This window comes from Actinomadura sp. 9N215, assembly GCF_044326345.1.
Taxonomy (GTDB): domain Bacteria; phylum Actinomycetota; class Actinomycetes; order Streptosporangiales; family Streptosporangiaceae; genus Spirillospora.
Genome location: NZ_JBIRBA010000003.1, coordinates 416,502 through 434,284 on the forward strand (window position 1 = coordinate 416,502; position 17,783 = coordinate 434,284).

The 17,783-nt window shown below is 72.3% G+C and carries 17 protein-coding genes; 12 read left to right on the forward strand and 5 right to left on the reverse strand.

Going from position 1 to position 17,783, the window contains the following annotated elements; all coding sequences use genetic code 11:
• Positions 1 to 31: 31 nt before the first annotated feature.
• From ACH34T_RS07370 to ACH34T_RS07385, 4 genes are all read left to right on the forward strand, one after another.
• The gene (locus tag ACH34T_RS07370) at positions 32 to 1,624 is read left to right on the forward strand and encodes an alkaline phosphatase D family protein (RefSeq protein WP_395991218.1); all 1,593 of its coding nucleotides are present in this window, start codon (positions 32 to 34) and stop codon (positions 1,622 to 1,624) included.
• A 194-nt stretch (positions 1,625 to 1,818) separates the two neighbouring features.
• Entirely contained in the window at positions 1,819 to 3,348 is a 1,530-nt protein-coding gene (locus tag ACH34T_RS07375; protein WP_395991219.1) for a sigma-70 family RNA polymerase sigma factor, read from the forward strand.
• A 250-nt stretch (positions 3,349 to 3,598) separates the two neighbouring features.
• Positions 3,599 to 4,957, forward strand: a complete 1,359-nt coding sequence (locus tag ACH34T_RS07380; protein WP_395991220.1) for an NYN domain-containing protein — start codon at positions 3,599 to 3,601, stop codon at positions 4,955 to 4,957.
• Between the two features lie 81 nt (positions 4,958 to 5,038).
• Complete coding sequence (locus tag ACH34T_RS07385) at positions 5,039 to 5,686, forward strand: tol-pal system YbgF family protein (protein ID WP_395991221.1); 648 nt, start codon at positions 5,039 to 5,041, stop codon at positions 5,684 to 5,686.
• Positions 5,687 to 5,935: 249 nt separating this feature from the next.
• Here ACH34T_RS07385 and ACH34T_RS07390 read toward each other — a convergent pair whose 3' ends face one another.
• Positions 5,936 to 6,460, reverse strand: a complete 525-nt coding sequence (locus tag ACH34T_RS07390; protein ID WP_395991222.1) for a hypothetical protein — start codon at positions 6,458 to 6,460, stop codon at positions 5,936 to 5,938.
• A 37-nt stretch (positions 6,461 to 6,497) separates the two neighbouring features.
• On the opposite strand from ACH34T_RS07390, the gene pyrE reads away from it, so the two are divergent.
• Entirely contained in the window at positions 6,498 to 7,034 is a 537-nt protein-coding gene (gene pyrE, locus ACH34T_RS07395) for an orotate phosphoribosyltransferase (RefSeq protein WP_395991223.1), read from the forward strand.
• 25 nt (positions 7,035 to 7,059) lie between these two features.
• On the opposite strand, the gene ACH34T_RS07400 is transcribed toward pyrE, so the two are convergent.
• Entirely contained in the window at positions 7,060 to 7,437 is a 378-nt protein-coding gene (locus ACH34T_RS07400) for a RodZ domain-containing protein (protein WP_395991224.1), read from the reverse strand.
• 105 nt (positions 7,438 to 7,542) lie between these two features.
• Entirely contained in the window at positions 7,543 to 8,268 is a 726-nt protein-coding gene (locus ACH34T_RS07405) for a DedA family protein (protein ID WP_395991225.1), read from the reverse strand.
• Between the two features lie 239 nt (positions 8,269 to 8,507).
• Here ACH34T_RS07405 and fbaA point away from each other — a divergent pair, with 239 nt between their 5' ends.
• The 4 genes from fbaA to ACH34T_RS07425 all read left to right on the forward strand — a co-directional run bounded on the left by fbaA (position 8,508) and on the right by ACH34T_RS07425 (position 11,385).
• Positions 8,508 to 9,530 carry a class II fructose-bisphosphate aldolase gene (gene fbaA, locus ACH34T_RS07410; protein WP_395991226.1) on the forward strand — a complete coding sequence of 341 codons (1,023 nt, stop codon included), beginning with the start codon at positions 8,508 to 8,510 and terminating at the stop codon, positions 9,528 to 9,530.
• Positions 9,531 to 9,651: 121 nt separating this feature from the next.
• Entirely contained in the window at positions 9,652 to 10,101 is a 450-nt protein-coding gene (locus tag ACH34T_RS07415; RefSeq protein WP_395991227.1) for a winged helix-turn-helix transcriptional regulator, read from the forward strand.
• A gap of 47 nt (positions 10,102 to 10,148) precedes the next feature.
• A complete protein-coding gene (locus ACH34T_RS07420) occupies positions 10,149 to 10,658 on the forward strand; it encodes a GNAT family N-acetyltransferase (RefSeq protein ID WP_395991228.1) in 510 nt (169 codons plus the stop codon).
• Positions 10,659 to 10,962: 304 nt separating this feature from the next.
• Positions 10,963 to 11,385, forward strand: coding sequence for a DUF3151 domain-containing protein (locus ACH34T_RS07425; RefSeq protein WP_395991229.1), 423 nt, complete (start codon positions 10,963 to 10,965; stop codon positions 11,383 to 11,385).
• Positions 11,386 to 11,949: 564 nt separating this feature from the next.
• On the opposite strand, the gene ACH34T_RS07430 is transcribed toward ACH34T_RS07425, so the two are convergent.
• Positions 11,950 to 13,368: an FAD/NAD(P)-binding protein gene (locus ACH34T_RS07430; protein ID WP_395991230.1), complete on the reverse strand. Its 1,419-nt coding sequence runs from the start codon at positions 13,366 to 13,368 to the stop codon at positions 11,950 to 11,952.
• A gap of 119 nt (positions 13,369 to 13,487) precedes the next feature.
• Here ACH34T_RS07430 and ACH34T_RS07435 point away from each other — a divergent pair, with 119 nt between their 5' ends.
• Positions 13,488 to 14,585 (forward strand): response regulator transcription factor, encoded by a 1,098-nt coding sequence (locus tag ACH34T_RS07435; RefSeq protein WP_395991231.1) that lies wholly within the window; start codon positions 13,488 to 13,490, stop codon positions 14,583 to 14,585.
• Positions 14,586 to 14,675: 90 nt separating this feature from the next.
• Here ACH34T_RS07435 and ACH34T_RS07440 read toward each other — a convergent pair whose 3' ends face one another.
• Positions 14,676 to 15,236 (reverse strand): hypothetical protein, encoded by a 561-nt coding sequence (locus ACH34T_RS07440; RefSeq protein WP_395991232.1) that lies wholly within the window; start codon positions 15,234 to 15,236, stop codon positions 14,676 to 14,678.
• A 265-nt stretch (positions 15,237 to 15,501) separates the two neighbouring features.
• On the opposite strand from ACH34T_RS07440, the gene ACH34T_RS07445 reads away from it, so the two are divergent.
• Both ACH34T_RS07445 and ACH34T_RS07450 read left to right on the forward strand, forming a co-directional pair.
• Positions 15,502 to 16,785: an adenylosuccinate synthase gene (locus tag ACH34T_RS07445; RefSeq protein WP_395991233.1), complete on the forward strand. Its 1,284-nt coding sequence runs from the start codon at positions 15,502 to 15,504 to the stop codon at positions 16,783 to 16,785.
• Positions 16,786 to 16,787: 2 nt separating this feature from the next.
• The gene (locus ACH34T_RS07450) at positions 16,788 to 17,639 is read left to right on the forward strand and encodes a glycerophosphodiester phosphodiesterase family protein (RefSeq protein ID WP_395991235.1); all 852 of its coding nucleotides are present in this window, start codon (positions 16,788 to 16,790) and stop codon (positions 17,637 to 17,639) included.
• Positions 17,640 to 17,783: the final 144 nt, after the last annotated feature.

Below are 17,783 nucleotides of genomic sequence, written 5' to 3' on the forward strand. Positions count from 1 at the left end.
CGCTTTGGTAATCGGCCCCCATCTTCGGCACGTGAGTCACCACACCGCGACGATCTGGGTGGAGACCGACCGTCCATGCGAGGTCCGGGTCGTCAACCGGGAGCACGGCCTGGACGCGGGCGCCCGCACGTTCACCGCGCACGGCCACCACTACGCGCTCGTCGAGATCGAGGGGCTGGCGCAGGGCGCGCGCGTCCCGTACGAGGTCGTCGCCGACGGCGACACCGTCTGGCCCGAAGAGGGCACGGAGTTCCCCCCGTCCCAGATCAGGACGCTCGACCCGGACGGCGAGCTGCGCATCTCGTTCGGGTCATGCCGCCGCTCGCCCGGCACGGTCGAGCAGTTCGGCCACGACGCGCTGGCCGCGCTCGCCCGCCGCTTGAGCGGCACGGACGACTCGGTGACCTGGCCGGACATCCTGCTCATGGTCGGCGACCAGGTCTACGCCGACGAGCTCAGCGACGCGATGCGCGAGTTCATCAAGGGCCGCCGCGCGCCCGGCGACCCGCCCTCCGAGGAGGCCGCCGACTTCGAGGACTACACCCACCTCTACAAGCTGGCCTGGCACGACGACCCGGAGGTGCGGTGGCTGCTTTCCACCGTCCCGACGTTCACCATCTTCGACGACCACGACATCCGCGACGACTGGAACACCTCGTACGCGTGGCGCCAGGAGATGTGGTCGCAGCCCTGGTGGAAGGACCGCATCACCGGCGGGATCGGCTCGTACTGGATCTACCAGCATCTCGGGAACATGTCGCCGGAGGACCGCGCCGCCGATCCCGTCTACAAGGCGGTGCGGACGGCATCCGACAGCACCGGCGACGCGGGCGCCGTCCTGGACGAGTTCGCCGAGAAGGCAGACAAGGAACCGGCCAGCACACGCTGGAGCTACGCGCACGACTGGGGCGCCACCCGCCTCATCGTCGTCGACAGCCGCTGCTCCCGCCTCCTCACCGCCGACCGGCGCGGCATGCTCGACGACGACGAATTCCGCTGGCTGGACGAGCAGTGCCAAGGCGGCATGGACCATCTGCTCATCGCGAGCTCCCTGCCCTACCTGCTGCCCAGGGCGATCCACCACGCCGAGTCGTGGAACGAGGCCATGGCAGGCGGCGCCTGGGGCAAGGCCGGCGCCGGGCTCGGCGAGAAGATCCGGCAGGCCGCCGACCTTGAGCATTGGGCGGCGTTCGAGCGCTCGTTCCGCGACGTGGCCGCCGACGTCGTCGCCGTCGGACGCGGCGAACGCGGCCCCGCGCCGGCGAGCATCTCGTTCCTGTCCGGCGACATCCACTACTCGTACCTGGCGCGGGTCACCGACCCCCGAACGCAGTCGAAGATCTCGCAGATCGTCTGCTCGCCGCTGCGGAACCCGCTGATCGGCAAGTTCCGCTGGGCCAACCGCCTCGCGTGCTCGCGGGCCGCGGGCGGGCCGTTCCGCGCGCTGGCCAAGCTGTCGAAGGTGCCCGTCCCGCCGATCCGCTGGCGGATGACGGAAGGACCCTGGTTCGACAACGCCATCGCCACCGTCCGCCTGTCGGGACGCGACTGCGACGTGCGCTGGGAGACACCGCGGGACGGCGGCACGCTCAACGAGATGGGCCGCGCCCGCATCACCGGCTGACGCGCACCGCGCGGGGTGCGTTCGTTCCACCCCCTCGCCGGAACGAACGCACCCCGCGTTAGGCGGCCCGCCCCGGTACCGCCCACTCCACTCCGACGACGCGGCGGCCCGGCCATGACGCGACTCGCGTAAAGAACTACGACTGTGGCCAAATTGCGCGACAACTCGTGGCCAAGTCGTCACAATGAGCAAGCATGGAGCGACGTGCCCGCCGAGACGACCCCGCGGAAGACCCCGCCACGGCCGCCGCACGCGAGCCCGCCGACCCCGCCGAACCCACGGCCGCAGGGCGCGAACCCACCGACCCGGCCGAACCCACGGCCGCAGGGCGCGAGCCCGCCGACCCGGCCGAACCCGCGGCCGCCGAGCCCGGTGCGGCCGAGGTGGCGGATGCGGAGCTCATCTCGCGGGTCCGCGCCGGTGACGTGTCCGCCTACGGGATCCTGTACGAACGGCACCTCGCCGCCGCCCGCCGCCTCGCCCGCCACCTGGCCGGACCGGACGCCGCCGACGACGCCGTCCAGGACGCGTTCACCAAGGTCCTCAAGGCCCTGAAGAGCGGCGGCGGTCCCGACACCGGGTTCCGCCCGTACCTGCTCACCGCCGTCCGCCGGACCGTGTACGACCGGCGGCGTGCCGAGCGGCGCGTCCACCACACCGACACGATCGAGAACTTCGACTCCGGCGTCCCGTTCGACGACCCCGCGGTCGAGGGGCTCGAACGCTCGATGATCGCCCGCGCGTTCCGGTCGCTGCCGGAACGCTGGCAGACGGCGCTCTGGCACACCGAGGTCGAAGGCGCGAAACCCGCCGAGGTCGCCTCGCTGCTCGGCCTCACCGCGAACGCCGCCGCCGCGCTCGCCTACCGCGCCCGCGAGGGGCTCCGCCAGGCCTACCTGCAGATGCACCTGGACGACCTCGCCGCCGAGGACGCGTGCCGTCCGGCCCTGGAGAAGCTCGGCCCGTACGTGCGCGGCGGGCTGGCCGACCGCGACTCCCGCAAGGTGCGGCGGCATCTGAAGGGTTGCAAGCGTTGCAAGGGCATCCACGCGGAGCTGGTGCATGTCAACAAGGCGCTGCGCGAGATCCTCGGCCCGCTCGTCCTGGGCGTGACGACGACCGGGTACCTCGCGTCCAAGGGCGGCGCGCACCTGTGGTTCCGGCGCCTGCCGAAGCGGCAGCAGCGGGCGCTCGGCGGAAGCGTGATCGTCGCGGCGACGGTCGCCCTGGCGATGATGCTGGTCTCCGGCGAGGAGCCGATCCGGACCGCGCCCGAACCGCCGGTCGCCGCGGAGCCCGCCGCCCCGCCCGCCGCGGCGCCCCCCGCCCGGCCGCCCGCGCCGCCCCGGCCGTCCCGTCCCGCCGCCGCACGCGAGCCCGAACCGCCGCCGCGGAAGGCGCCCGCGAAGAAGCCGCCGAGACGCCCGCGTGCGCAGCCGCCGCGCGAGTATCCCGCCGAACGACCTGGAGGTTTCCTGATCCACCTCAAGGTGCGGATCTCACGGCACCACACCACGATCCACGTACAGGTGAAGCCGGGCACGCCGCGCGGCGTGCCGTTCCGGGGACCGCACGGCCCGCATGGGTCGCACGGCCTGCATGGCCCGCGTGGCACGTCTGGGTACGTCCACCAGAAGGTCCCGCGCCATGGGACGTACAGCGTGACGCACAGGGCCGGTCGCCATGGGCGGTTGAAGCCCGGGTCGCGGGGACCTAGAGGCTGAGCCCGCGACCTGCCCGTTCCCGTAAAGACCCCCGCGTAGCCCGGGGCCCGACCCGTACGGCTGGTAGCGTCCGCCGCGGCTCCCGAATCTTGTTACCGGGGAGTCGCCAACCAGCGGCTTGCCATGAAAGAGTGGCGAATCGCCGTATTGGCCTACCGGGTTGACGCGCTTCACTACGCTATAGGCGACCCGGGACACTACGCCGGATGGGCATGCCGTGAGCTCCCGTGTTGAGGAAGGGCGGTGTCGCATGGATCGCTGCGCGCTGTTCGTAGACGCCGGCTACCTGCTGTCCGACGGCGCGATGGCGGTGCACGGCACGCGCCACCGCGAGACCGTCTCGTGGGACTTCGGCGGCGTCCTCCAGCTCCTCGGCAACCTCGCCAGGGAACGCACCGGCATGCCGCTGCTGCGCTGCTACTGGTACGAGGCCACCGTCGAGGGCCGCCGCTCACCCGAACACGACGCGCTCGCCGACCTCCCCGGCCTGAAACTGCGGCTCGGCCGCATCCGGCCCGGCCGCCGCGAAGGCGTCGACACCGAGATCCACCGCGACCTGATGACCCTCGCCCGCAACGGCGCGCTCTCCGACGCCGTCCTGGTCACCGGCGACGAGGACCTCGCCCAGGTCGTCGTCGACGCGCAGGACCTCGGCATCCGCGTCACGGTCGTGCACGTCGCTGTCGACGGCAACTGGACGATCTCCCGCGTGCTGCGGCAGGAATGCGACGACCTCATCGAGATCGGCTCCGGACACCTGCGGCCCTACGTCAACCTCCTCGCCGGCGTGGACGGAACGGCCGGCTCCTCGCTCGGCGCGAGCCCCCTGTCCAACGGGCACGGCCCCAACGGGCACGGCGGCAGCCTCGGCCCCCTCCAGCCGGCGGCCGCGCACAACGGACCGCCGCCCTCGTCCCCGATCAGCGGACAGCCGTCCCCGATCAGCGGGCAGCCGCCGGCGACGAGCGCCCCGCCCGTCCGCGACCTCGGCCCCGCCATGGGCGGCGGCGGATTGAACAACCCGGCGACGGCCGGCGGCCCCACCGGCCCCATGCCGCTCCCCGGCGGCGGCGGGGGCGCGCCGTCCTATGGCACCGGCGGCCACCAGCTCCCGCTGCAGCCCACTCCCGCTCCCACCCCGGCGCCCGGGCCCGCGCACGGACCTGCGCACGGGCCGTCCTCGACGCAGTCGCCCCCGGCCCCCGCTCCACCCGCGCAGCCGCCCGGCCCGCAGTACACCCCGTCGCCCATCCCCGCACCGTCCCCGCCCCCGCCGCCGCAGACGATGCAGCCGGAAGGACGCCCGCACGGCCCCTACACCGGCCCGCAGCGGATCTCGCCCGTCCCGGTGCAGCAGAGCACCCCGACGCTGGCGGACGCCGTCAAGGCCGCGCACCAGGAAGGCCAGGACTTCGGCGAGTCCGTCGCCAGGGACGCGCCCGCCCTGTGGCTGGAGGCCGTCCTCGCCCGCAAGCCGCGCATGCCGTCCGACCTTGAGGCACGCCTGCTCCAGGGTTCGTCCCTCCCGATCGACTTCCTCCTGCACGACGAGGTGCGGCACGCCCTGCGCCGCGGATTCTGGGACGCGCTAGAACGTTCCCGCAGGTGAGCTGACACGTACGCCCCGGTATTTCCACGATCATCATCGATTCGCCCGCTTCGGCCGGGCGGCGGCGGGTAGCGTTGAAGCGTGACGCACGTGACGGAAGACGACCTCGACGACCTGGAGTTCGACACCCTGCGCACCGGCGATCACATCTCGGCGGCCCGCCGGCTGTCCGAGCTGGCCGAGTCGGTGTCCGGCGGGGTGTCACGCGCCAACGTGCTACTGCGCGCCGGTGAGCAGTGGCAGCACGCGGGCGACCACGGCAAGGCCGCCGAGCTGTACCGCAGGGCCATGGACGACGGCGGCGAGACCTACGGCGACCCCCGCGCCTACCTCGCCGACGCCCTCTTCGAACTCGGCCGCGCCGACGAGGCCCGCACCCTCGTCGAGCAGATCCGCGCCGACCGGCCGCGCGACCCCGAGGTCTACCGCACGGTGGCCGAGGTCCTCTACGCCCAGGGCGACGCGACCGGCGCCCACGAATGGGCCACCAGCGGCGCGGACGTCATCCTCGCCCTGCGCGACCGCGCCGTCGGCACCGGCATCGGCGGCGGCCCCGACGAGCCGCCCGCCCCCGAGGCCGAATCCCTCACCCCGGGCCCCGACGACGTCGCCATCGCCGAGGACAGCCTCGAAGCCCTCCTCCGCCTCCGCTACCGCGCCCGCATCGACCTGGGCCGCAGCGAAGACGACTACGACGCCCTCCTGGACGACCTCCTGAAAAACGCGTAGTTGCCCAGGGGGGCGACCCCCTGGAACCCCCGTTACCGGCCGGTGAACCGTTTCCCGAGCCGCTGGCGCGTCTCGTGAAACGGCCCCCCGACCGGCGGGCCGTGCGACCTCCGGCGCGGGGCGCCTACGGCCGCACGACCCGTGGCCCCGGTTTAGGTCCGGTCCAAGAACGACGTGTGTGACTCGTCCAAGAACAACGTGTGTGGGTCGTCCAAGAACGACGTGTGTGGGGCGTCCAAGGGCGTGGGTTCATAGCTCCAGGAGGAGTTCGCTGAGGGATTGGGCTACGGCGGTTGGGGGTCGGTGTTCGGTCACGGGCCAGCCGCGGAGGCGGGCCTCCCTGATTGCCTGGTCGTGGCCGGAGGACGCGATTCGGTCCGCGTGGGTGCTGAGGTAGCCGCAGGGCGCCTCCGGCCAATCTGGGGGCATGGGGACGTCGTTCTGCGGCGTCTCGTGGTCGTGGCGCAGGGGACGGGGGAGGTCGGCGTCGATGAACACGTACCCGGCGACGGGACGGTGCGCGGCGCGCTGCGCCAGGGCGATGCCGGGAAGGAGCGGACCGGCGGCGCCGTGCGCGGCGAGGGCGAGCGGCGGGACGGGGTCGGTCGCGGCGATGGTGAGGGAGACGCGGGCGATGTAGCGGGGGCCGGTGTCGTCCGGGACGTCCGGGGCGATCACGTCGAGTCCGTACGAGCGGAGCATCTCGGGCAGGTCGCCCCAGGCTGCCGCGGCGGCGTTCGGCTCGTGCAGCAGGACCAGCGTTCCCGGCGTCATGCCGGGCACCGTACACGGCGGCAATAGGGTTCTTCACGTGAGCGATCGTGATGAACTGCTGCGGCAGATCAAGGACAAGGCCGTCGTGCACGGCGACTTCGTGCTGTCCTCGGGGAAGCGGGCGTCCTGGTACGTGGACCTGCGCCGGGTGACGCTGGACGGAGCCGTGGCCCCCCTGGTGGGGCGGGTCATGCTGGACGAGACCGCCGACCTGGACTACGACGCCGTCGGCGGGCTCACGCTCGGCGCCGACCCGGTGGCCACGGCGATGCTGCACGCGGCGGCGGCGCGCGGCCGGGCGCTGGACGCGTTCGTCGTCCGGAAGGCGGGCAAGGCGCACGGGCTGCAGCGCCGCATCGAGGGTCCGGACGTGACGGGCCGGAGGGTCCTCGCCGTGGAGGACACGTCGACAACGGGCGGGTCCGTCCTCACCGCGGTGGAGGCGCTGCGGGAGGCGGGGGCGGAGGTCGTGGCGGTAGCGACGATCCTGGAGCGCGGCGCGGCCACGCGGATCGCCGCGGAGGGCCTCGCCTACCGGCACCCCTACGACGTCACCGACCTCGCCCTGGACTAGCTGCGGCGGCGGATCTCGGCCTGGGCTAACTGCTGCGGGCCTCCACGAACCACTGGCCGCGTTTGCCGTCCGGCTTCGGCGGCTGCACCTTGCCGTAGATGACGACCTGCAGCGCGCCGCCGTTGGCCGCGACGACCTGCAGCGGCGTCTTCCTGAAGTTGCGCGTCTCCCCCTGGTTGAGGGTGCCCTGGGCGAGGACCTCGCCACCGGTCTCCGCGACCCGGACCACGACGTTGGTCGCCGGGCCGGTCACGCGGATCACCAGGGGCAGGACGGTCGCAGGCGACGTCGCGGCCTCCGGGGACGGCTCACCGCCGCCGGAGTCGTCGGCGGGCGGCGAGGTCGCGTTCGTCGACGGTCCCTTCGGTTCGGGCTCGCTGGTGACGGCATTGACCAGAGCCATGCCTCCACCGACGAGAAGGGCCAAGGCGGCCATCACGGCGACAACCGCGATCAGTATGCGCGCAAGACCCCTAGGGTCCGACCGATGACGTCCCACATGGGGAGGTTAGCGATAACTGTCACCGCTGAGCGACGGACGTGACTCTTCGGGGCCATTCTTATCTGGACCACGGTCCGATTTACGGCCTTTCAGGACCTCTCGGACGATCGGGATCACCGACAGCACAAGGATCACCGCGACCCCCGGCAGGATGTACCGCTCGATGTCGGGCACCTCGGAACCGAGGAAATGCCCGAGCAGGAACAGCGTGTCCGTCCAGAGGACGGCGCCGACGCAGTTCCAGACGAAGAACCGGCGGGTGTCCATGCCGAGCATCCCGGCCAGCGGGTTGAGAAACGTCCGGACGATCGGGATGAAGCGGGCCAGAACCACGGCCTTGGCCGGTCCGAATCGGTTGAAGTAGTGCTCGGCCTTCGCCACCCACTCCTGTTTGAAGATCCTGGAGTCGGGACGGTCGAAGAGTTTGCGCCCGTAGCGGGCGCCGAGGAAGTGGCCCAGCTGGGCGCCGGCTATCGCCGCGATCGGACCGCCGACGAGCAGCCACGGCAGCGACAGCGGCTGGAACTCCTCCCCGTTGATGGTCGAGACCGCCGTGAGGATCCCCGCCGTGAAGAGCAGCGAGTCGCCCGGCAGGATGCAGCCGAACAGCAGTCCGGTCTCCGCGAAGATGATGGCGAGCACGCCGATCGTCGCGAACGTGCCGAACAGCTGCAGCCATGCCTGCGGGTGCAGCCACTCGGTGATGTCGAGGGGAAGGGTCGAGAGATCCACACCGCGAGCGTACCTTTCCACACGCTCCGATTAGGCGGGATACTGAGCGCGGACGGCATGCCCGACCCGGAAACCGCGTGACCTTGGCCCTCGCTTGGGTATGCGGACGACCGGGTGCTACCGCCCGCTGGATGCCCGGCGGCACATTCGGACGTCCTCGTCCGCCGGCGCCGGTGCCGGCGAGGACTCGGCCGCGGGCCGGACGACGACGTTCACTGCGTATGAAAGGACGCTGACCAATGCCCATCGCAACGCCCGAGACCTACGCGGAGATGCTCGACCGAGCGAAGCAGGACGGCTTCGCGTTCCCCGCGATCAACGTGACGTCCAGCCAGACGCTGAACGCCGCGCTGCGCGGCTTCGCGGAGGCCGAGAGCGACGGGATCGTGCAGGTGTCCACCGGGGGGGCCGAGTACCTGTCCGGCTCCACGGTGAAGGACATGGTCGTCGGCGCCAGCGCGCTCGCCGAGTACGCCCGGGTCGTCGCCGCCAAGTACCCGGTGAACATCGCCCTGCACACCGACCACTGCCCGAAGGACAAGCTGGACGGCTTCATGCGCCCGCTGATCAAGATCTCGCAGGAGCGGGTGGCGCGCGGCGAGGAGCCGCTGTTCCAGTCGCACATGTGGGACGGTTCGGCGGTCGAGCTGCACGAGAACCTGCGGATCGCCGCCGAGCTGCTGGACGAGTGCGCCAAGGCGCGGATCATCATGGAGATGGAGATCGGCGTCGTCGGCGGCGAGGAGGACGGCGTCGCCAACGAGATCAACGAGAAGCTCTACACGACGCCGGGCGACGCGCTCGCGACCGCCGAGGCCGTCGGCGTCGGCGAGAAGGGCCGCTACATCCTCGCGGCGACGTTCGGGAACGTGCACGGCGTGTACAAGCCGGGGTCGGTGAAGCTGCGTCCCGAGGTGCTCAAGGAGATCCAGGACGCGGTCGGCGCCAAGTACGGCAGGGAAAGGCCGTTCGACCTGGTGTTCCACGGCGGCTCCGGCTCCACGCCCGAGGAGATCCGCGAGGCGGTGTCGTACGGCGTCGTCAAGATGAACGTCGACACCGACACCCAGTACGCGTTCACGCGTCCGGTCGCCGACCACATGTTCCGCAACTACGACGGCGTGCTGAAGGTCGACGGCGAGGTCGGCAACAAGAAGCAGTACGACCCGCGCTCGTGGGGCAAGGCGGCCGAGGCCGCGATGGCCGCCCGCGTCGTCGAGGCGTCCGAGAACCTCCAGTCGGCAGGAAAGAAGCTCAAGTAGCCGGTCTGCGGTTTTTGGGCAGGCGCGTGCGGCGTGCTTCCCGCACGGGCGGCGCGCCTGCCCCGCCGACGCCGCCTGGAGCAGGCGCGTTGTTTGACGAAACTTGGGTAGGGTCGGAGGCGTGGCACTACCCCGCACCTATGAGTCGCAGAACTGCTCGGTCGCGCGGTCGCTGGAGGTCGTGGGCGACCGCTGGACGATGCTGCTGATCCGCACCGCCTTCCAGGGCGTGCGGCGCTTCGACGACTTCCAGGACGTGCTCGGCGTGGCGCGCAACGTCCTCACCGACCGGCTCGGGCGGCTGTGCGACGAGGGCATCATGCGCCGCGTGCCGTACCAGGAGCGACCGGAGCGGTTCGAGTACCGGCTCACGCGCAAGGGCGTCGAGCTGTGGCCCGCCATCATGACGCTGATGATGTGGGGCGACCGGCATTACGCGCCCGACGGGCCGCCCGTGGTCATCGGCCATCGCGGTTGCGACGGCGCACTGACCCCGCGTTTCACCTGCGATTCCTGCGGCGCGATCCTGGGACCCGCCGATGTCGTGCCCCGTCCGGGGCAGCACGCCTGACTCCTAATGAGTTGCTTCACGCAACCTTTTGCTGTCCAATGAGTTTTATGAAGCAACTCGATGTGCGGGGTGTGGGATGCGGCGGGATCCGGGTGCGTCCGTACGGCGTCGCCGACCGTGAGCGCGTCCGCCGGATGTCGGACCGGCTGTCCGCCACCAGCCTCTACACCCGCTTCTTCTCCGGAACCCCGCGCATCCCGGACCACTACCTCGGCCTGCTGAACACCCTGGACCACTGGGACCGCGAGGCCCTGGTCGCGCTGGACGGCGACGAGATCATCGGCATCGCCGAGTACATCCGCCACACGAAGCGGCGCTGGAGCGCCGACGTCGCCGTGCTCGTCGCCGACCCGTGGCAGCGGCACGGCGTCGGCACCGTGCTGGTCGCCCGACTCGCCGAACTGGCCGGACGGCGCGGCATCACCGAGTTCGGCGCGGACGTCATCCTCACCAATCGGGGCGCCGTCCTCTTCGTCCAGCACGGCTGGCCCGCGGCCCGCTCAACCAGAGACGGCGGCGCCGCGCGCTTCCACCTGCCCCTCCCCATGCCCGCCTAACACCCCGACACCGACACCCACTCCGCCATTGCCCCGACAACTCGGCCCGACCGCACCCACACCGACCGGACCCACACCGACCGGACCCGCATCGACCGGACCCGCACCTGCACCGGCCGCACCCGGATCGACCGCACCCGGATCGACCGGAGCCGCATCGGCCGCGCCTGCATCGGCCGCACCGGATCGGTCGGAGTTGGGTCAGACCGGGGCGGAGCGGGCCTCACCTGGGCGGGTGCGCGGCGCGAACTGGTCACGCCGGGTCGTGACCCGGGTTGATGCGGACGTGACAGGCCTGCTTACGATGACCCGCATGACCCAGAACCTGCTCGGCGGCCCGTCCCCGACCGAACTGCCGGACAACATCGAGGCCCGCACGGCCCTGGAGAACGGCGTCGACCCGTTCGAAGTCGCCGCGCGTCACCCCGACTACCCGGCCGCCTGGGCGGAGCTCGCCGACCGCGCCTTCGCGAACGGCAGCGTCATCGACTCGTACGCGTTCGCCCGCACCGGCTACCACCGCGGCCTGGATCAGCTCCGCCGCGCCGGTTGGAAGGGGCACGGCCCCATCCCGTGGGAGCACGCGGCCAACCGCGGCTTCCTCCGCGCACTGCACGCCCTCGGCCGCGCCGCCGCCGCCATCGGCGAGGACGACGAGGCCGAACGCTGCAAGACGTTCCTCCGCGACAGCAGCGAAACCGCCGCCGACACCCTCACCACCACCTGACACCACCCCGCCCCGCCACCCACCAGACCAGCAGGGCTTTGCCCCGGCAGGTCTGCACCCGACCAGGCCTGCACCCGTCCGGCTGCGGTCGCCAGGGCTGTGCCTGGCAGGGCCTGCACCTGACAGGCCTGCGGTCGGCAGTCCTGCACCCGTCAGGGCCTTCGGCCGACAGGCTTTGGCCTGCAAGACCTGCACCCGCCAGGCTGCGGCCGACAGGGGCTGCGGTCGGCGAACTGGTGTCGTGAGGGGCGCAGCCGGTGCCGCGTCCCGGCGGTGTTTCGAGTGCTGGGTGGAGGCGACCCGTCAGGTCGGCGGCTTTCACGCCGCGTCGGTCGTGGACGCCGACCTGATCGTTGACGCTGTCCTGGACGCGGAGGTCCTCTGGTTGGGGCGGCCTCTGTTGTGTCGGGCCCTCATTCGTCATTGCCGGGCGTGCCGGTCCCGTTAGGGCGGCGGCTGGTCTCTTCGCGGTCGGACACCCGTCGAGCGAGGTGACGCGGAAGCTGCTCGGCTGGGACCCCGCCGAGCCCGGACTCATCCCCGACCTGGAGGAAGGCCACTACTTCACCGCCTGACCGACCGGGCCGCACGGTGTGCCTGGGCGGCGACGCCGGGGATGCCGGACACGAGGAACGGCCCACCGCCCGCCAGGTCACCGACCACGTGCAGCCGGGGGTCGGGACGTCCGCCGACGACGATCCGGCCGCTGCCGGGGTCGGTGACGAGGCCGCCGTCCGGGTGCTGCGCCGCGCCCTGGCCGAGCAGCGACGACACGAGCCGTTCCGCCGCGCGGGGGATCGCGTGCGGCGGCGGGTTCACCGCGTTGATCACGACGTCGGCGGTGCGGACGCCCCCGCCGTGAATGATCCGGAACCCGCCGTCCCCGGCCTCGATCTTCTCGATTCCGGCCGGCGACTCCAGCGTCCCCGCGTCGAACAGGTCCAGGAGGACGGCGGCGTTGCGGGGCACCATCGGGGAGGCGAGGCTGGTGATCGTCCGGAAGTGGCGGGCGCGGAGCCGCTCCTGGTCGGGGGCGGGGAGCAGGCGCCACGCGAGGGGTCCGGCGATGTGCGCGGCCTCTTGCAGGATGCGCCGTCCGAGATGGGAATCGTCGACCAGGCCGAGTTGCTCCCGCAGGCTCTCGGCCGGGCGCCGGCGCGCCGTCGCGGCGATCCAGGCGGCCAGGTCGTCCAGGCTCTCGCCGTGTTCCGCGAGTTCCGTGCGGATCAGGGCGGTGAGCCGCTCCAGCGTCGTGGGGCCGTCCGAGCGCAGGCGGTCGGGGGTCAGGTGCCGGACGCCGGTCTCGACCGGACGCTGCCAGACGTAGGGGAGCGTCCCGCTGCGCGACGCCAGGGTGATCCGGCCGGTGTGCCCGCGCGCGGCCAGCGACACCGCGATGTCGACGGCGGTCAGGCCACCGCCGATGACGGCGACGTCCCGTCCGGGCGGGACGTCGGCGAGGGTCCGTTCCAGCGGGTACGGGTCGGCGACGAAACCGGACGCGCCCGCCAGGCCGTAGTGGTCGAGGGGCGTGCCTCCGCCGACGCACAGGACGACCCGGTCGGCGGTGTGCAGCCGTGCGTCCGCGGTGTGCACCGTAGGGCGCTCGTCCAGGGATATCGCGGTCACGGCCGTCCGGATCACCTCCGCGCGGTCGAAGCGGGCGAGTGCGGCCTCGGCGGTGTCCGCGAGGTATCCGCCGTACACGGCGCGGGGCGGGATCGGGTGGCCGAGCCGTTCGTCCGTGTAGTCCACCGTGCCGCCGTCGAGCCAGCGCGCGTAGTGGTCCCTGTCGTCGAAGCGGATCGACATGATCGCCGGTGGGGCGTTGACCAGGACGGAGTCCAGGTCGGCCTGGTAGGGACGGCCGCGCCAGGGCTCCGGCGCGGGGTCGAACACGGTCACGGACGTCGCCGCCGCGGGGTCCAGGGCGTCCAGCAGTCCGACGGCCGCGGCGCCCGCCCCGATGATCGCTAGTTCCATGCCGCCGAGCCTCGCCGCCGCGCCGCGCCCGTCCCATCCCCCGGGCGCGGGGACGTTCCGGCCCGGAATCCCCCACCTGAGGGGTACGGACGTCCCGGCCCGCCGGGCAGACTGAATGCGTGATCGACCAGCGGGAAAGGCGCGCGCTCCTCGACCGGGCCGCGCATGCGCGCGACGCGTCCGACCTGTTCGGCGGCGCGTCCGCCCGGCTGCGGCGGCTCATGGACTTCCAGGCCGCGGCATGGTCGGCGACCGATCCGGAGACCGGGCTGATCACCGCGCCGATGCGGGTGGAGAACCTCGGACGCGGCGAGGAATGCTTCGCCTACTGGGAGTGCGCGCTGCTGGAGGAGACCGTGATCCCGTTCCGGGAACTGGCCCGCGCCGCCGTCCCCGCCGCCGGGCTCGCGGCGAGCACCGGCGGCCTGCCCGCGCGCAGCGCCCAGTACCGCAAGCTCCTCGGCCGCCAGGGCGTGGGGGACGAGTTGCGCGCCGTCCTGCGGATCGGCGACCGGCCGTGGGGCGTCGTCAGCCTGTTCCGCGAGAAAGGCCGCGAACCGTTCGGTCCCGCCGAGATCTCCCTGGTGGCGGGCCTGTCCGGGCCGCTGGCCGACCGGCTGCGGGAGCTCGCCAGGCCCGTCCGCGCGGCGGGGGCGGCAGCGGAGCCGCAGGACCCGGGGCTGATCCTGTTCGACCCGTTCGGGACGCCCATCTCGATCAACGACGAGGCGCGCCACCACCTCGACCGGCTCCCGGACGGCCCGACCGCCCCCTCACCGGTCGGGCCGCCCCTGCCGGTCTGGCTCGTCGGGACGGCCGCGCAGGCCCGCGCCGTGGCCGCCGAACACGACCGCGGGGCCGCCCGCATCCGGATCCGCACCCGCGACGGCCAGTGGCTGGTCTGCCACGCGTCCTGCACGGACGGCCCGGACGGCGCACCCGGCCCCACCGCGGTGGTCGTCCAGCCCGCCGCCGGGTCCGACATGGCGCCGATCATCGCGGACGCGTACGGCCTGTCCGCCCGCGAGCTGGAGATCACCCAGCTCGTCGCGCGGGGCCTGCCCACCGCCGAGATCGCCGCCACGCTGGTCATCTCCCCGCACACCGTCCGCGACCACGTCAAGGCGGTGTTCGCCAAGACGCGCGTCTCCTCCCGCGGCGAGCTGGTCGCCCGCCTGTTCGCCGAGAACTACTGGCCGCGCCGCACCGCCCCCTGACGCGCGAACCCCGGCCCGGATCGAGCTGGTTCCGTCCTTCCGGACATCCGGGCCGGGGCGCGTGCGGCGCGGCGCGCGCGGCGGGGTGGGTCAGCCGACGGTGTAGCTACCGGTGAAGTCCGCCGAGCTCACACCGCCAACCGGAGCCCCAAAGGAGCACTTGAAGGCGCCCGCGGCCAGGTCGGTGGCGAACTTGCCCGTAAACCGCTGGCCCGCGAACGGCCCCTCCCGGACCGTCCCGGTCACCGAGGCCGAGTTGAGCGTGGAATTCTCCAGGGTCAGGTCGACCTCGCTCTGCTCGCCGTTGCTCCAGTGGACCGTGCCGCTGCCGCTGCCCGAGACCGGGCCGGGGTAGCTGGCGAGGCAGCTCAGGGTGACGTTGCGGAAATTCGCGGTGATCCGGGCCGAGGTGAAGGCGCCGCCGGGGTCCTGGCAGGCGCGGTCGTCGCCCACATAGGTGACCGCGACCGGCTGGGGAGCCGCCTGGACACCGGGGGTGAACCGGCTGGCGCCGGACGCGTCGCAGGACACGGGCCCGGCCTGGGCGTGCGCGGACCCGGCGAGCCCGAGCATGGCGGCGCTGAGCGCGGCGGCGCTGAGCGCGGCCGCCAGGCCGGTGGCGACGGTGCGGGTGAGTGTGGACGAGGACATGGTCTCTCCTCTCGATGGGGCGGCACGGCGATGTGCCGACATGAACCCTGTCCTCGCACATAGTCACGAAACGTAGCCATTGAGTAACCATAAGTGATCGTGTTCGCCGCGCGGGCTTACCGCCGCGCCGCACCCGGGGCCGTGACCGGCGCGGACGTTCGCCGCCGGTTTCCTTGCCGTCCAGGTGCGGGTACGCTTTGATCGCAAGAGGCCCCTTCGCGCGCTTGCGGCGACCGGGGCCTTCGTCGTGGGAAGGAAATGTGGCATGCCTGCCATCGTTCTTGTCGGAGCCCAATGGGGAGATGAGGGCAAGGGCAAGGCCACAGATTTGCTCGGCGGGGACGTCGACTACGTCGTCCGCTACCAGGGCGGCAACAACGCCGGGCACACGGTGGTCATCGGCGACCAGAGCTACGCGCTGCACCTGCTGCCGTCCGGGGTGCTGTCGCCGGACGTGGTCCCGGTCATCGGCAACGGCGTCGTCATCGACCCGGCCGTGCTGCTCCACGAGATCGACGGCCTGCGGGACCGCGGGGTGAGCTGCGAACGGCTGCTGATCTCGGCGAACGCGCACCTGATCATGCCGCACCACCGGGCCCTCGACAAGGTCACCGAGCGGTACCTCGGCAAGGCCAGGATCGGCACCACCGGACGCGGCATCGGCCCCACCTACGCCGACAAGATCAACCGGATGGGCGTCCGGGTGCAGGACCTGTTCGACCCGAACATCCTCACCCAGAAGCTCGACCTGGCGCTGCGCGAGAAGAACCAGGTCCTGACGAAGGTCTACAACCGGCGCCGCATCGAGACCGGGCCGATCGTCCAGGAGTACGTCGAGTACGGGGAGCGGCTCAAGCCGTTCGTCGCCGACACGACGCTAGTCCTGAACGAGGCGCTCGACGACGGCAAGGTCGTCCTGCTGGAGGGCGCGCAGGGCACGCTGCTCGACCTCGACCACGGCACGTACCCGTTCGTGACGTCGTCCAGCCCGACGGCGGGCGGCGCGTGCGCGGGCTCCGGCATCGGCCCCACGAAGATCAGCCGCGTGATCGGCATCATCAAGGCGTACACGACCCGTGTCGGCTCGGGCCCCTTCCCCACCGAGCTGCTCGACGAGCAGGGCGAATACCTGCGCACGACGGGCGGCGAATACGGAGTCACCACCGGACGCGACCGCCGCTGCGGCTGGTTCGACGCCGTCATCGCCCGCTACGCCACCCGCGTCAACGGCGTCACCGACTACTTCCTCACGAAGCTGGACGTCCTGTCCGGGCTGGACCGCGTCCCGGTGTGCGTGGCGTACGAGGTCGACGGCGTCCGCGCGGACGAGCTGCCCACGACGCAGACGGAGTTCCACCACGCCAAGCCCGTCCTGGAGTACCTGGACGGCTGGCACGAGGACATCAGCGGCGCCAAGAAGTTCGAGGATCTCCCCAAGAACGCGCAGGCGTACGTCCGCGCGCTGGAGGAGATGTCCGGCTGCCGCATCTCCGCGATCGGCGTCGGACCCGGCCGCGACCAGACGCTCTCCCTCCGCTCCCTGGTCTGAGCGTGCCCGTCGAGATCCACGGCCACCGCGGCGCCCGCGGCCTCCGCCCCGAGAACACCCTCCCCGGCTTCGCCCACGCCCTAGACCTGGGCGTGGACGCCATCGAACTCGACGTGGGCCTCTCCGCCGACGGCGTGGTCGTCCTCAACCACGACCAGGCCCTCTCCCCGGCGAACCTCACCGACACGGAACCCGTCCGTCCCGGCGACCCCGCCTACCCCTACGTCGGCAAACGGATCCGCGACCTGACCCTCGCCCAGCTCCGCACCGTCGACGCGGGCGCCCGCCGCCACGACCGATTCACGCAGACCCCCGTCCCCGGGGCCCGCATCCCCACCCTCACCGAGGCGTGCGAACTGCTGGCCCCGGCGGACGTGCGGCTCTCCGTCGAACTCAAAACCGACCCGGCCTGGCCGGTCGCCGAACTCGAACGCCTCCTCGCCGCCACGGTGGACGTCCTGACGTCCGCCGCCCTCACCGGACGGACGAACCTCCTCGCCTTCGACTGGCGCGTCCTGACCCTGGCCCGCGACCACCACCCGGAGTTCGGCCGCGTGGCCCTGTTCGAGCGCAAGACCCTCGTCCCGGAGACGGCCTGGCTGGCGGGCCTCCCACCGGACGCCCCGGTCTCCGCCGCCGCGACGATCGGCGCCACGGCCGTCTCACCCGAACACGTCCTGACCACGTCCTCCCTGGTGGACGAGGCCCACGCCGCAGGCCTCCCCGTCATCGTCTGGACGGTCAACACCCCAGAAGACATGACCCGCTTCATCAAATACGGCGTAGACGCGATAGTCACCGACTACCCCGACCGCCTCCACCAACTCCTCGCAGCCCAAGCGCCAAAGGCCTGAACCCCAGCCGCCGGTTACGGGCAGGCACGCGGAGCGAGCTCTGCGAGCGCAGCGGGCATGCCCGGCGCGCCGCGTCCCCGCAGCGCAGGGAGCGCCAGCGACCGGAGCGAGGAGACCCGTGCCGCGCAGCCGGGGGGCTCGGGG